Annotated in this window: 13 protein-coding genes; 10 read left to right on the top strand and 3 right to left on the bottom strand. The window is 47.1% G+C overall.

Translation table 11 applies throughout. The annotated features are described in order from the left end of the window. Positions 1-315 precede the first annotated feature (315 nt). From HUK38_RS03510 to HUK38_RS03495, 4 genes are all read left to right on the top strand, one after another. The gene (locus HUK38_RS03510) at positions 316-1,779 is read left to right on the top strand and encodes a cobyric acid synthase (RefSeq protein WP_238787426.1); all 1,464 of its coding nucleotides are present in this window, start codon (positions 316-318) and stop codon (positions 1,777-1,779) included. 202 nt (positions 1,780-1,981) lie between these two features. Further along, positions 1,982-3,652 (top strand): NAD-dependent malic enzyme, encoded by a 1,671-nt coding sequence (locus HUK38_RS03505; RefSeq protein WP_182582519.1) that lies wholly within the window; start codon positions 1,982-1,984, stop codon positions 3,650-3,652. Between the two features lie 103 nt (positions 3,653-3,755). Then, a complete protein-coding gene (gene pdxJ / locus HUK38_RS03500) occupies positions 3,756-4,511 on the top strand; it encodes a pyridoxine 5'-phosphate synthase (RefSeq protein ID WP_182582517.1) in 756 nt (251 codons plus the stop codon). Between the two features lie 5 nt (positions 4,512-4,516). After that, a complete protein-coding gene (locus HUK38_RS03495; protein ID WP_182582515.1) occupies positions 4,517-5,731 on the top strand; it encodes a glucose-1-phosphate adenylyltransferase family protein in 1,215 nt (404 codons plus the stop codon). A gap of 134 nt (positions 5,732-5,865) precedes the next feature. On the opposite strand, the gene HUK38_RS03490 is transcribed toward HUK38_RS03495, so the two are convergent. Continuing rightward, positions 5,866-7,056, bottom strand: a complete 1,191-nt coding sequence (locus tag HUK38_RS03490) for a nucleotide-binding protein (protein WP_182582513.1) — start codon at positions 7,054-7,056, stop codon at positions 5,866-5,868. A 283-nt stretch (positions 7,057-7,339) separates the two neighbouring features. Here HUK38_RS03490 and HUK38_RS03485 point away from each other — a divergent pair, with 283 nt between their 5' ends. Continuing rightward, entirely contained in the window at positions 7,340-8,170 is an 831-nt protein-coding gene (locus HUK38_RS03485) for a transporter (RefSeq protein ID WP_182582511.1), read from the top strand. Positions 8,171-8,217: 47 nt separating this feature from the next. Here HUK38_RS03485 and ccmB read toward each other — a convergent pair whose 3' ends face one another. Both ccmB and ccmA read right to left on the bottom strand, forming a co-directional pair. Next, positions 8,218-8,889, bottom strand: coding sequence for a heme exporter protein CcmB (gene ccmB, locus HUK38_RS03480; RefSeq protein ID WP_182582509.1), 672 nt, complete (start codon positions 8,887-8,889; stop codon positions 8,218-8,220). Beyond that, positions 8,883-9,569, bottom strand: a complete 687-nt coding sequence (ccmA, locus tag HUK38_RS03475; RefSeq protein ID WP_182582507.1) for a cytochrome c biogenesis heme-transporting ATPase CcmA — start codon at positions 9,567-9,569, stop codon at positions 8,883-8,885. The genes ccmB and ccmA overlap by 7 nt, the downstream gene beginning before the upstream one ends. Positions 9,570-9,672: 103 nt before the next feature. Here ccmA and HUK38_RS03470 point away from each other — a divergent pair, with 103 nt between their 5' ends. The 5 genes from HUK38_RS03470 (at position 9,673) to dksA (ending at position 14,869) form a co-directional block, all read left to right on the top strand. Further along, positions 9,673-10,275 carry a DUF2726 domain-containing protein gene (locus tag HUK38_RS03470; protein ID WP_182582505.1) on the top strand — a complete coding sequence of 201 codons (603 nt, stop codon included), beginning with the start codon at positions 9,673-9,675 and terminating at the stop codon, positions 10,273-10,275. A gap of 55 nt (positions 10,276-10,330) precedes the next feature. Beyond that, the gene (tldD, locus tag HUK38_RS03465) at positions 10,331-11,794 is read left to right on the top strand and encodes a metalloprotease TldD (protein WP_182582532.1); all 1,464 of its coding nucleotides are present in this window, start codon (positions 10,331-10,333) and stop codon (positions 11,792-11,794) included. Positions 11,795-12,023: 229 nt separating this feature from the next. Continuing rightward, positions 12,024-13,505 carry a DNA methyltransferase gene (locus HUK38_RS03460; protein WP_182582503.1) on the top strand — a complete coding sequence of 494 codons (1,482 nt, stop codon included), beginning with the start codon at positions 12,024-12,026 and terminating at the stop codon, positions 13,503-13,505. Between the two features lie 24 nt (positions 13,506-13,529). Next, the gene (gene cobI / locus HUK38_RS03455; protein WP_182582501.1) at positions 13,530-14,294 is read left to right on the top strand and encodes a precorrin-2 C(20)-methyltransferase; all 765 of its coding nucleotides are present in this window, start codon (positions 13,530-13,532) and stop codon (positions 14,292-14,294) included. Positions 14,295-14,434: 140 nt separating this feature from the next. Next, a complete protein-coding gene (gene dksA / locus HUK38_RS03450; RefSeq protein WP_182582499.1) occupies positions 14,435-14,869 on the top strand; it encodes an RNA polymerase-binding protein DksA in 435 nt (144 codons plus the stop codon). Positions 14,870-14,885 lie beyond the last annotated feature (16 nt).

Raw genomic sequence — 14,885 nt, 5'->3', positions numbered from 1 at the left:
GGATTAAAGCGATTTCGTGTTCTTTCAGATCGGCTCCGTATTCATAATTTTGATTTGTATGACAAAATTCTCGGTGTTTGTGCTGGATTGTGGAATTTCAACCTAGCTAACTAGCTGAGTTTGCTAGTTAAAACAACTCTATTGTTGATGTCATAGTGGACATTCCTTATCAAACCAAAAGACTGTGCAATCATTATAAATGCGGGTATGATTAATAGCAACCCGCGCTTGTTACTGAACTAATCTCGAATAATTGCATCAACGCAATCGAAGTGGGTTTAATTAACGTTAGACAAAGTTTACTAAAATAGCATCATGGCATATTCTCCAACCTTAATGATTCAAGGCACGACCTCTGATGCCGGCAAAAGTTTATTCGTCACGGCGCTTTGTCGCTGGTTAAAACGCCGTGATATTCGCGTCGCGCCATTCAAACCGCAAAACATGGCATTAAATAGCGCCGTCACCTGTAATGGCGGTGAAATTGGTCGAGCGCAAGCCGTGCAAGCATACGCCTGTGGTGTATTACCGCATACCGATATGAATCCGGTATTATTAAAACCCAATAGCGATATTGGTGCGCAGGTGATTATTCACGGTCAAGCAATTGGGAATATGAATGCGTTGGATTATCAGGATTATAAAACCACTGCTTGGCAGGCGGTATTGGCATCTTATGAACGCTTATCTGCGCAATATGAAGCAATTATTGTTGAGGGCGCTGGATCACCGGCTGAAATTAACTTACGTCAGCAAGATATTGCCAACATGGGATTTGCCGAGCGCATTAATTGCCCGGTGATTTTAATTGCTGATATTGATCGCGGGGGTGTATTCGCGCATTTAGTTGGCACGTTAGCGTTATTATCACCTTCAGAACAGGCGCGGATTCAAGGGTATGTGATTAATCGCTTTCGCGGTGATTTACGCTTATTGCAACCTGGATTAGAGTGGCTTAACAATCACACCGGAAAACCCGTTTTAGGTGTGCTGCCTTATTTCAAAGAGTTGTATTTAGAAGCCGAAGATACCTTAATTAAACATCAGGAAAACAAAGCGGCGCAGCGGGTGCGCATTGTTATTCCCACATTGCCGCGTTTAAGCAATCATACGGATTTTGATCCACTGCGCTTGCATCCCAATAGCGAGGTCATCTTTGTCGGAACTGGTGAATCAATTCCAGCGGCCGATTTAATTATTCTCCCCGGTTCCAAAGCGGTCGCGGCTGATTTAATGTGGCTGCGCAATCAAGGATGGGAAACGGCAATTCACCGTCATTTACGTTACGGCGGCAAAATCATTGGCATTTGCGGCGGATTTCAAATGCTTGGGCAGACAATTGCTGATCCGCTTGGATTAGAAGGAACGCCCGGCAGTGCGCCCGGTTTGGGTTTATTAGAGATGAATACAACCTTAACGGCGCATAAACGGTTAATCAATACACGCGGGCATTTGATATTGAATCAAGCGCCGGTGCAGGGCTATGAAATCCACGCCGGAATCACTGCCGGTCAGGCATTAACTCGCCCCGCCGTTTTATTAGAGACGGGTAATGACGGGGCAATGAGTGAAGATGGACAAATCCTCGGCACTTATTTACACGGGTTATTTGAATCTGCTGCCGCCTTGAATGCTATTTTGCAATGGGCGGGGATTGCACAACCCGCCGCAATTGATTATCTTGCACAGCGTGAATCCACAATTGAACAATTAGCCGATGCGGTGGACGCCCATTGCGATACGAATTGGTTAATGCGCTGGTTGGAAATAAAACATTAGGTTTGCGCCCCGCGATTTATTATAGTTACACCGCACATTTGTCATAATACCCGCGCTGATTTTTATTCACACCAACCGCATCATCACCACTGATTTATCAATTACCTCGCGTCCCGCCTGCAATGAATCACCATTAGTCCGCCAATCGCGTTAAAATAACCGCATCAACCCTCGTGATTTTTGCGCTTTATTTGAGGTCATCATGCGCCAACCCGACTCGATCACCGCCGCGCCCCGCATCACCAAACGCGGCCGCGAGCTGCTCCGCGATCCGTTATTGAACAAAGACACCGCATTTAGCGACGCCGAACGCACTATTTTTGGTTTACACGGCTTATTACCGCCCTGGATCGCCGATTTAGACACGCAAATCGCGCAAATCATCGTCAATGTGCGCCGCCAAGCCACCGATCTCGACCGTTACGTCTATTTAGAAAGCCTGCACGACCGCAACGAAACTCTGTACTACCGCGTTCTCCTCACGCATTTGGAGGAACTGACGCCGATCATTTACACACCCACCGTCGGTCACGCCTGCACCCAATTTAGCGAGATATTTCAACGACCTAGAGGTCTTTACCTCAGCGCCGACCAGCGCGGTCAATTCGCCACCATCCTCAACAATTGGCCGGAAAACGACGTCGAAGTGATCGTGGTCAGCGACGGCAGCCGCATCCTCGGCTTGGGTGATTTGGGCGCTAACGGCATGGGCATCCCAATCGGTAAGCTCGCGCTGTACGTTTTGGCAGCCGGATTGCATCCGCAACGCACCCTGCCGGTGTTAATTGACGTGGGAACCAATAACGTTGCATTGCGCGCCGACCCGCTCTACCTCGGCTTGCGGCAACCGCGCAGCGTCAGCGCCGACTACGCCGCGACGGTGGACGAATTCATGCAGGCGGCACATGCGCGCTGGCCGCGGGCGCTGATCCAGTTTGAAGATTTCTCGAACGATCAAGCATTTACGTTACTTGACCGCTACCGTGACCAGCTACTCTGTTTCAACGATGACATTCAAGGCACCGGCGCCGTCACCCTCGCCGGCATCTTGAGCGCGCTGCGCATTCTCGACCAGCGCCTATCGGAACAACGTATCGTATTTTTAGGCGCGGGCGCGGCGGCACGCGGCATCGCCGACAGCATCGTCGCCGGCATGATGGCGGAAGATGGCTTAACACTTGACGCCGCCCGCCGTCGCATTTGGACAATTGATTCACAAGGATTAGTCACAGTTAATCGCACTGATGAATTATCCGAACATAAACGTCCATTCGCCCAAGACGCGCCACCATTAGACGATTTAATTGCCGTTATTCACGCCGTGCAACCGACAATTTTAATTGGTGTGAGCGGACAAGCCGGCAGTTTTAATGAAACAGTCATTCGCGCCATGCAGCAGTATTGCCCCCGTCCTATCCTGTTTCCATTATCCAATCCCACCAGCAAAGCCGAATGCACCGCCGCGCAAGTTGATAGCTGGACTAATGGCGCTGCATTATTCGCCAGCGGCAGTCCATTTCCGCCCATTCTGCGCACTGGTCAATTAGTCACGCCCAGTCAATGCAATAACCTGTACATTTTTCCCGGCGTTGGTCAAGGTGTGGTCAGTTGTCAATCATGTTGCGTCACCGACGGCATGTTTTATATTGCAGCGCGCACATTAGCCGGCATGGTCAGTGACGCGCAATTAGCACAGGGGCGGTTATATCCCGATTTAACTCAAATCCGCGACATTTCATTACAGATCGCCATTGCCGTTGCCGAATTAGCCTTTGCTGAAAACTTGGCTGGCATTGCACGGCCAGATGATTTAACGGCATTCATCAAGGCGCGGTTTTTTGAACCGTCTTATCAAGCGTATGACGCCGTTTAATTTCCGGTTTATCATTGGTTTTAACCTGCAATTGCCGACAAAACCAGCGCTAGTTATTTAATGATATGCCACCCAACGCATTCCAACCTGATGTACTGATGCCATGACGTTCATTCCTCGCCAACCCGTTTTATTAGGCGTTAATATTGACCACGTTGCCACGTTACGCGAAGCCCGCGGCACCCGTTATCCCGAACCATTACAGGCGGCGTTATTAGCCGAACAGGCCGGCGCCGATTCCATTACATTGCATTTACGCGAAGACCGACGGCATATTCAAGATCGGGATGTTCAATTATTAAAAGCGGTTTTACAAACCCGCATGAATCTGGAAATGGCCGCCACCGCTGAAATGGCGCGTATTGCCAGTGAAATCCAACCGCATGATTGCTGTTTAGTGCCAGAACGGCGGGCGGAATTAACGACCGAAGGTGGATTAGATGTGGCCGGACATCGGGATTATTTAACCGACTTTTGCACGCAATTAACCGAGGCTGGTATTCGTGTGTCATTATTTATTGCCGCCGATCCAATGCAAATAGAAGCCGCCGCCGAAGTGGGCGCGCCGGTAATTGAATTGCACACCGGCGCCTTTGCCGATGCGGTAAATACCGAACAGGCGGCAATTGAATTAAACCGCTTGCACACCGCCGCACAATTAGCCAATTCACTTGGATTACAAGTGAATGCCGGGCATGGGTTGCATTATCATAATGTCGCCGCCATTGCGCGCTTACCTGCTATGCGGGAATTAAATATCGGTCATGCCATTGTCGCCCGCGCATTATTCTGCGGATTTGCCGAGGCGGTGCGCGACATGAAAGCGCACATCAATACCGCTTATTTGGGATGTCAATAATTCACATGTCTAAAACGACGCTCACTTTTGTATTCGCTACCGAACGCGGGACGCCCACTGCATTAACGCAACATCGGACGAAAGCCGCCGTCCCTTTTGCTGGTAAATACCGCGTCATTGATTTCAGTTTAACTAATGCGTTGCATTCGGGATTGCGGCAAATTTTGGTATTAACGCAATATAAATCGCATTCTCTGCATAAACATTTGCGCGATGCCTGGTCGGTGTTTAATCCCGAATTGGGCGAGTTTATTACGCCCGTGCCACCGCAAATGCGCACCGATAGCGGCTGGTATATTAACGTGTTAGACGCGCTGCGCCAGAATCGTTATTTAATTGAACGCAATACCGCAGAGACCATTTTATTATTGGATGGCGGGCTAGTCTATCGCATGGATTATGCCGCGTTAATTCGCTGGCATCGTGAACAACAGGCTGAAGTCACGGTGCCATTACGCCAATTAACTCCCGAATCAACCGCCAGTCGGGTGCGGATTGAATGTAACGAACAGGAGCAGATTGTTGCCTGTAATCCGAATGAAATGGCAAATAAAACTGCGGGATTAGCGCCAATGGGTGTGGTGTTAATTAATCGTGATGTGTTATTAAACGCATTGGATCAGGGTTTAAATGAAATAAGCGCCAGTACCCATGAAGAGTTTATGACTTTGTTAATTGAACCATTACTAGCACAACAGCGAGTATTTGGCTATCAATTTGGTGGTGAACGTGGGCGTGTCACGCCAGATCGGTATTGGAGTGATTTGGCGTCATTAGATGCCTATTATCAAGCGAATATGGCGTTATTAGCCGCGCAACCCCCATTGGATTTGTATCAACCTGATTGGAATATCTTGACTAATCAAGGGCAATATCCACCGGCGCGGACGGTGCCAGGTGAGCATTCCGGCAATGAAGGTATTTTTATTAATTCAATGCTGGCGGCAGGGACGGTTATTCGCGGTGGGGGCGTGAGTCATTCGGTGTTATTTCCGCGGGTGCAGGTGGAAGATGGGGCAATTGTGGATGGCGCGGTATTATGTGATGGGGTGCAAATTGGCGCGGGTGCTGAATTGCGCCGCTGCATTCTTGATAAAGAAGTGACCGTTGCCCCGGGAGCGCGAATTGGATTAGATATTCAACGCGATCAACAGCGGTTTGAAGTCTCACCACAGGGAATAGTGGTGATTACAAAAGGGTGTCATGTGGCGGCAGATTAATTGCCAGTGGACACGCTCAATTGATTAGCGGGCGCTCCCAGTGACTTGTTTTATTGCTGGGAGCGGAATTGAAACAGCCGACTTCGGTATTAAGATGACGCATAAAACAATCGGTTGATTGAATGCGGTGTTATCTAATGATCTTCGCGCAGTTGATCTATATCCGTATGATTTTCTAAATACTCAGCCAGTTGCAAAAAGTCTGTGCGTGGATAACTACGACCGGCAATTTCACGAAAAGCCAATTGGGGTTTTGATCCTTCAATAATGTGATAGCCCCAATACAATAGGGCGGTACTATAGCGAATTTTAGCCGCATCTGGATGAATAAATTTGCATTTTGAATCGGTCGCAGCATATTGTTCAATATGACGTTTAAGGTGTGATAACAAAATTTCGTTGCGCTTTTCGACATCTTTGCTGGTGTCATACGAATTGATAACGGCAAATAACTCGGCTTCTGGGTTTAATGCGCGAATATGTTTAAACGTACGCGTAATCACATCAGCATGTTTGGCAATGCCGAGCGGGTTTAATGTGGTTGGAATGATGCAATAATTAAACCTTGCAACCAGTGAACGGGGATTTTCTGATAACACCGGTGAGCAATCACAAATCACAATTTTGGTGTCTTTATAATGGCGTTCATCCCATTGATCGTGATTTAAAACTGTAATGGTAGCGCCTTCCTGCCCTTTAGTTTTTGGTGGCACATATAATGAAGCATCACCTTCTTCATCAGTCGGGTCTTGTAAGAACAATTTGCGTAGGTTTTTATCTGGATCCAAATCAACTAGAATGACATCATGCCCCATTAGGGCAAAGGCGCCCGCCAAATGGGCAGCAACGGTTGTTTTACCAACCCCGCCTTTACAAGTAAAGACACCAATATATTTTAAGGGGCGCTCTATTTCCTCCAGTGGTGCATCTTCTATTGCTTGATTCGCCGCTGTTTGCGGGTAATTCCAAATCAATTCATGATTGTCACAAGTAACAAGCTCCAAATTGGTTGGCCGCTCAGTTTCAATATGTGTGATTGCTTGCTTACTAAAGCCACTAGCCGAAATAAACCACCCAGAACAAAACCGAGAAGCAATTGGTAGCTCCAAATAATTCTGGAACTTTTGTATTTGCGATATATTACACTTGGCTTTATGATTTTTAACTTGAAGTGCAATGCACAACTCGCCTTTGATGATTTCAATATCATAGCCTTTGGTATTTGCCGGAGGCATGATGACATCATAACCAGCTTGTTGGCACAAGCGTGCAATGAATTTTTCAAAATCATCAGGATTAGTTGGCACTAAGGCATTGGCATTCATAATGTTTTTTTTACTCTGTTGAGTGTGGTGAAAAGTCAGATTAAAAAATCACACTTAAATCACTGCGCAATGTACAAATAAACGGTGTTTTAGTACACTTTAATCGCTATAGTGACAACTATAACGGCACAAGAACATATTCATTTAATTTTTTTAGTGGTTGAGCTGTCCTTAACGTTCTGTGCCAACATGTTTGGCGTAATGAATGTAAGACTGAATTAACATGAACGAATTAGTTGTCACTATGATCATCAACCATAACCGCTCGTTTGTTGCAATAACTATGATGTTGCCATACACAGTCTGCGCAATTGATCTGCAACCGAGTGATGTGCGGCCGCCGCGGACAGATAAACAAAGTATGCAATTGACTTATCAATGGAGTGACCGTGGTGATTATTATCTACGCGGACAGCGGCAATCTGGACAACCGCAACTTTTTACACAACTATTTCAAATACGCGTGGGACAGTCTTTTACACTAGATCATTATCCTGCATATATTTTTATTCAAACGCCCGTGACCTCAATTGATCCACAAGGCGATTTATCCCACAGTGAGGATACTCGCGGTCTTGGTGATACAACACTGTGTTTTGCTTTGTGGCCATCTACGAATCATGCGCGACAATTTGATATTGGTATTGCAGCATATTTAATGCTGCCTACTGGTAACTATCATCATTATCTTCCATTTAATAGCGGTGAAAATCGCCATCGAGCGGCGTTGCAAATCGGAATACAAACACCGCTCACTAAACGATTAACTTGGATGACGGCAATTGATGTTTTGCATCATAGCGATAATGAACAATTTAAATCAAACCGTGACACACTAAAACAACGCCCGCTGTATTCTGCACAAATTGCGCTTGAACACCAGATCGCATCACATTACCAACTCGGCTTAACCTGGGTACATAGCGAAGGCGGTGAAACCAGTATTAATGATGTTAAACAAAATAACTCGCTTTATCAACAACGCTATTTTTTAACTGGCACGGCGCGATTTTCATTTGGTCGTATTGTTGTTCAATACGGTCGTGATTTAAATACAGAACAGGGTTTAATTGAAGAACACCGCTGGACTTTGCGCTATCAAAAGTTTTTTTAGTCTTCAGAAAAACCACATATTGTTTAATTATTAATCAGCACACGAGATTATTCGAGTGCAATGCGAAGCGCGGCCGCAGCTGCGAGTGGCGCCAATAACAATGCTAATAATAACTCCGCACCTAACAACAAAAAATAAGGCTGGCCGGCACTGGCAACTGTGCTACTCACGCTGACCGCTTTAGCCCCATAAACTAAAACTGGAATGTACAGCGGTAGAATTAACAGCGATAATAAAATCCCACCACCGCGCAACCCTAAAGTGAGCGCCGCGCCAATCGCACCAATCAGACTTAGAATGGGGCTGCCTAATAGTAAAGTGAGCATGAGGGTGTGCGTGGCACTGGCCGATAAGTGGTATTGCATGGCGATTAAAGGTGCAATGATGACTAATGGTAGTCCAGTCAAAAGCCAATGTGCAATAATTTTAGCAAATACCAACCAGGCCAATGGTTGCGGAGTGAGTAATAGTTGTTCCAGGCTGCCATCTTCATAATCAGCGGCAAATAGGCGTTCTAGAGCCAACATTGCGGCTAATAATGCAGCAACCCACACGACGCCAGGGCCTAATTGACGGAGAATTGCTTGATCATTGCCAATGCCGAGCGGGAATAGACTCACGACAATAATAAAAAAGAGTAGCGCGGTGAATACTTCGGTACGTCGCCGTAATGCGAGACGTAAATCACGGGCTAAAATACAAATAAAACTATCTAACATGAGAGCAGATCACTGTGTGAAGTGGTATAATGAATTGGATTAAGATTAGTACAGACTGGGGAATAATCTGTTAAATCTAATTGGTGCAGTGTACCGCTGGTTAATGCGACCTCTTGATGTGTAGTTAAAATGACGCTACCACCATTTTTAATATGATTGGTAATGAGTTGTTGAACTAAAGCAACTGCCTCAATATCTAATGCAGTGAAGGGTTCATCTAATATCCACAAGGCGGCACGACTAAAAATTAACCGCGCTAGTGCCACACGTTTCTTTTGTCCTTGCGATAAAATCCGAGTGGGTAAGTCGCTACAGTTCATTAACCCAATGGTATTGAGAGCGGTTTGAAGTTCAATCTCAGTAGCAAAATTATGAGTTAAACGGCCGGCAACACGAAGGTTTTCTAATGCAGTTAAATCTCCCTTAATTCCATTAAGATGCCCGAGGAAGAATAAATCTTGATAATAATCCTCTGCCAAACTAGTGAGTGTTTGACCGCGCCACTGAATATCGCCCTGTTCAATTGGCAATAGTCCGCAAAGCGCCCGTAATAGCGTCGTTTTACCACTGCCATTGCGCCCGCGTACATGCAATAAAGCGCCGGCTGGGAGTTGAAAATTTAATGTTGTGAATAGCAATCGCTCTCCACGTCGTAAGCTAAGATTTGTTACTGTCAGCATGTGGGTTTAATATCCATAAAAACGCCGATTAGCCGTCGTGTATATTAATAAAAAGTGATTGGAAAGCATTTTCCAACGCTATGATGCTGGAGCATGATTTACATTGGAACCATTTTATCTTTTAGTCATTATTGGGGTGGTGTTAATCACCAATATTTTATTGACAATATTAACCACTTTGGGGGTATTATGGCGTTCACCAGAGCGCCACTTTATTTATGAAAGACGCCTGCCTTTTTTACGCCCAGTGGCGCAGCGATGTTTAGCGGTTTTATCTACCGTAATTGGCAACGAATATCGAGTATTTAGCAAGGTCGCACTGACTGCATTAATGATTACTGATGAACGCCAACCGCATTATCGCACCGCTCGCAGCTATCTTCATCATAGTGGATTATGGGCAGATTTTGTCATTTGTGGCGTCGCTGATGGTCATCCATTATGCGTCATTTTACTCGTTCCGACGGCGCCGTTGACTCGCGCACAGCAGCGACAATTGGAATTTTTACGTCACAGTTGCGAAAGCGCCCATTTGCCAGTGGTGATGATTCAAGAACAGGCGCAGTATGAACTTGACACATTGCGTAATCAAATCAGTGAAGCAATTATGCGCGCTGATCCACGCCGTCAAATGACGGGGCATTTTATTCACGAAGAAGAAGAAATGTTATTAGCTGCATTAGCGGCAGCAATGCGTGACAGGTAGTTGCTCCGCTTCTTTAATTCGACATTCATCACTCTGCATGACTTTTCTAATTATGATAAACGATTCACTTACTCTCGCTCGTGCCGCTTTGTTAATACCCTATGAGTTAACCGATGTACATTTAGAACAATTGGTTAGCATATTGCAGCGCCCAGGTGTGACGCTTGCGGATGTGTATTTTCAAACCAGCCGATTTCAATCATGGACGATTGAAGATGGACGTATTAAAGAGGGACATTTTTCAATCGGTCAAGGCGTCGGATTACGCGCCGTGTGCAGTGATAAAACTGGGTTTGCGTATTCGGATGAATTGCATTGGGCGGCATTAAAACAGGCGGCGATGACGGCGGCGGCAATTGCACGTCATGGTGGCGGTGTGCAATCACTTGCCAAGCCGCATATTCATACAAACATGGCACCACCGCTGCGTTATGCGGCAATTGATCCAATTGACAGTCAATCAGATGCGAATAAGGTGGCGTTATTGCAGCGGATTGATGACGAAGCGCGGCGCTGTGATCCGCGTGTGACACAAGTCATTGCCAGTTTAACAGCCGAGCAAGAGATTGTGTTAATTGTGCGTGATGATGGGTTATTAATGGCGGATGTGCGGCCGTTAATTCGGTTGAATGTGAATGTGATTGTGACGGCGGATGGGCGACGTGAACAAGGAACCGCGGGCGGTGGTGGACGTTATGCGCTGGATTATTTTTTGACTCATGAACCGAGTGAATTAGCGTTGCAATTAACTCGTGAAGCGGTGCGGCAGGCGTTAATTAAACTGGAAGCGCAAGATGCGCCCGCAGGCTGTATGACCGTAGTATTAGGTAATGGGTGGCCAGGCGTTTTATTACATGAAGCGGTGGGGCATGGTTTAGAGGGAGATTTTAATCGTAAAGGGACGTCGGCATTTAGTGGGCGAATTGGCCAACGAGTGGCGGCGGCGGGTGTGACCGTAATTGATGATGGCACATTACCGCAGCGGCGCGGGTCATTAAATTGTGATGATGAGGGTGAGTTAACGCGCTCAACAACGTTAATTGAAGATGGTATTTTAGTGAATTATATGCAGGATCGTTTGAATGCAAAGTTAATGAACATGGCGCCGACAGGTAATGGTCGTCGTCAGTCTTATGCGTATTTACCGTTGCCGCGTATGACAAATACTTATATGCAGAGCGGCAATTATGATCCGCAGGAAATTATTGCGTCGGTGACGCGAGGTTTATACGCAGTTAATTTCGGCGGTGGGCAGGTGGATATTACTTCGGGCAAATTTGTTTTTTCCACCAGTGAAGCCTATCTCATTGAAAATGGGAAAATCGGCCAGCCGGTAAAGGGGGCAATGTTAATTGGTCATGGACCAGAAGTATTAACGCGCATCACTATGATCGGGAATGATTTGGCGCTCGATGCGGGTGTAGGAACATGCGGGAAGGATGGGCAAAATGTGCCGGTTGGAGTTGGGCAACCGACATTGCGGGTAAATGAATTGACGGTTGGTGGAACGCAAACTTGAATACTGATAGATAGGTTGTCCTGATTGATTCAGGTGATGGTGATTAATAATCCATGATGATTGCAACGCATTTGAATATCTGCTGTTAAACCTTGGGTTTACACCAGCGGTGGGCGACCTGTTTATTAAACACTTCTTCGCACTTGCCGCTGATTTGTGCGTGAATTTTGATAAACAGGATAAAAAGCAATCATGTTAGTATTGTAAGTTTTGGTGTGGAATACACCTAATGAACCAGCTTTTTTACGGTGACAACCTCGACATCTTGTGCAATAAAATCAAAGATGACTCGGTGGATTTATGCTACATAGACCCGCCGTTTAATTCTAAACGCAATTACTTTCAGATTTATAATAATCTCGGCAAAGAAGACGCGGCGCAGGCACAGGCGTTTATTGATACCTGGACGTGGAATGAATTGGCCGAGTTGGGATTGCGCGAGATTACCCAAACCAATCAGGGTTATTATACCCGGCAAACGATTGAGTTAATCAAAGGATTAAAGCCCGTTTTGGGCGCCGGGAGTTTATTTGCGTATCTGATTAACATGACGCAGTGCGTGAATGAAATCCAGCGGGTATTAAAAGCAACCGGCAGCTTTTATCTGCATTGCGATCCCACTTGCAGTCATTATCTAAAATTGGTGTTGGATAGTGTGTTTTGTGGTGGGGGACGCAATGGTGATTTTCAAAATGAAATTATTTGGAGCTATCATCGCTGGACGGGTACAACTAGCCATTTTCAAAGAATGCACGACATCGTATTTTTCTACACAAAAGATAAAAAAGATTTTGTTTTTAATGTGCAATATGAGGCGTATTCTGATAAATCAAAACATAAGGCGAAAAGAGTTTCAACTGCGGCCAAAGGCAAGGTCATTGCGCAACAATACACAAATGATACCAGCCGGCAAAAGGCAATGCGCGATGTATGGGAAATTTCGTATTTGAATTCTCAAGCCAAAGAACGTCTCCATTATCCCACGCAAAAACCCGAAGCCTTATTAGAGCGCGTTATTCAAGCCAGCAGTAATGAAGGTGACGTGGTATTAGATGCCTATTGCGGTTGCGGCACCACCGTTGCCGTTGCCCAGCGGTTTAATCGGCAATGGATTGGGATTGACATCACTTATCAAAGTATTGCCGTGATTCTTAAACGCCTCGAAGAGAGTTTTGGTGCGGATATTCTTAATCAAATCACATTGGGCGGCATTCCGCGTGATATGGAATCAGCCCGCGCTTTGGCGAATAAAAAGGATGACCGCTTGCGTAAAGAATTTGAAAAATGGGCAGTTTTAACCTATACCAATCACCGCGCTGTTATTAATGATAAAAAAGGCATTGATGGCATTGTTTACATCGTGACTGGTAAAGACAAAGAGGATAGCGCCCGCGTCGTATTACAGGTCAAATCCGGCAAGGTTAAACGCAATGACATTGCCACCTTGAATAGTGACCGCCTGCGTGAACAGGCTGCGATGGCGATTTTTATTACGCTCGAAGAACCGACTAAACCAATGCGCGATGAAGCATTAGCGTCCGGCGTTTATCATTATGAGCTACTCAATCGGGATTACCCGTGTATTCAAATTGTGACCATTCAAGAGATGATGGACGGCGTGGCACGGTTTGAATTACCCATGACGCGAGATGTCTTAAAAACTGCGCCCGCTGTGAATACATCAGAGCAATATGATTTGGGCGTGGAGTAGAGCTGCCTTTTATTAAAATTAACGATGCACACCACTACTTTATTATCCGATTCTAACCCGCGTATTGGGCGGTTAATTGGCGTATCACTCGGGCCGGGTGATCCTGATTTAATTACCCGCCGCGCTTGGGCGCTATTAAAAACCCATTCACATTGGCGCTATCCAATTAGTCAAGCGGGCGCTGAGTCTTACGCATTAAACATCATTCACCGCGCTGGCTTGGCAATTCCCGCCGCCGCTGCGCCGCTGCATTTTCCCATGACCCGCGACCCGACGGCGCTGGCGGCCGCGTGGTTACACGCCGGTCAGACATGCTTGACGCCGCTGTTGCACGGACACGACGTGTTGTTTTTAGTCGAAGGTGACGCCAGCACCTACTCGACTTTCGGGCATTTAGCGCGCACCGTGCGCAGCCTCGCGCCGCAGGTGACGGTTGAGATCATCCCCGGCATCACCTCATTTCACGCCGCCGCCGCTGCCCTGACCACGCCGCTGGTCGAGCAAAATGACACGCTCATCATCGCCGCCGCCACCGCTGATATGACCACCATCGCCCGCCATTTAGATCAGGCCGACACGCTCGTGCTGCTCAAAATCAAACCGGTGCTGCCGCAAGTGTTGGATTTATTGCGCCAGCGCGGGGTATTGGCACAGGCGCAGTTGGTGGAACATGTCGGCAGCCCGGACGAGCGTATTGTGCGCGATTTACAACAGTGGTCAGGCGCGCCTGTCGCGTATTTATCACTGTTAATTGTACGCAACAGTCATACGCAGAGCGGTTGCCACTGACAGCGCGATTTGATACAAGGGCGGGTTTTTGACGGCGCATTAAAATTGCCCTCAAACTCGTTGCGCCCCGCCCGCCGCATCAGTGCGCAGACGAGCGTGCGCCATCCCGCTCTCTACTGTCATAGGAGGTCGTTACCATCATGGCTGATTTAGGCAAACAGGATGCGAAAGCCTTTGGGTTTGAACCCTATCCGCTCAGTGCCGATGAGGAATACATGAGTCCCGGGCAGGAGGCGCATTTTCGCGCGATCCTGCTGGCATGGAAGCGCCTGTTGATGGAGGAGGTGGATCGCACCGTGCATCACATGCAGGATGACGCCACCAATTTTCCCGACCCGAATGATCGCGCCACGCAAGAGTCTGAATTTAGTTTGGAATTGCGCACCCGTGATCGTGAGCGTAAGTTGATTAAAAAAATTGATGAAGGGCTGGCGCGGTTGGATAGCCACGACTACGGCTACTGCGAAAGTTGCGGCGTTGAGATCGGCATCCGCCGGCTGGAGGCGCGCCCGACCGCCACGCTCTGCATTGATTGCAAAACGCTGGACGAAATCCGCGAAAAACAGCGGGGGTGATGCGCACGGCAGCGGG

Source organism: Thiospirillum jenense, assembly GCF_014145225.1.
Classification (GTDB): domain Bacteria; phylum Pseudomonadota; class Gammaproteobacteria; order Chromatiales; family Chromatiaceae; genus Thiospirillum; species Thiospirillum jenense.
This window is presented reverse-complemented; position numbering and strand designations above follow the sequence as displayed.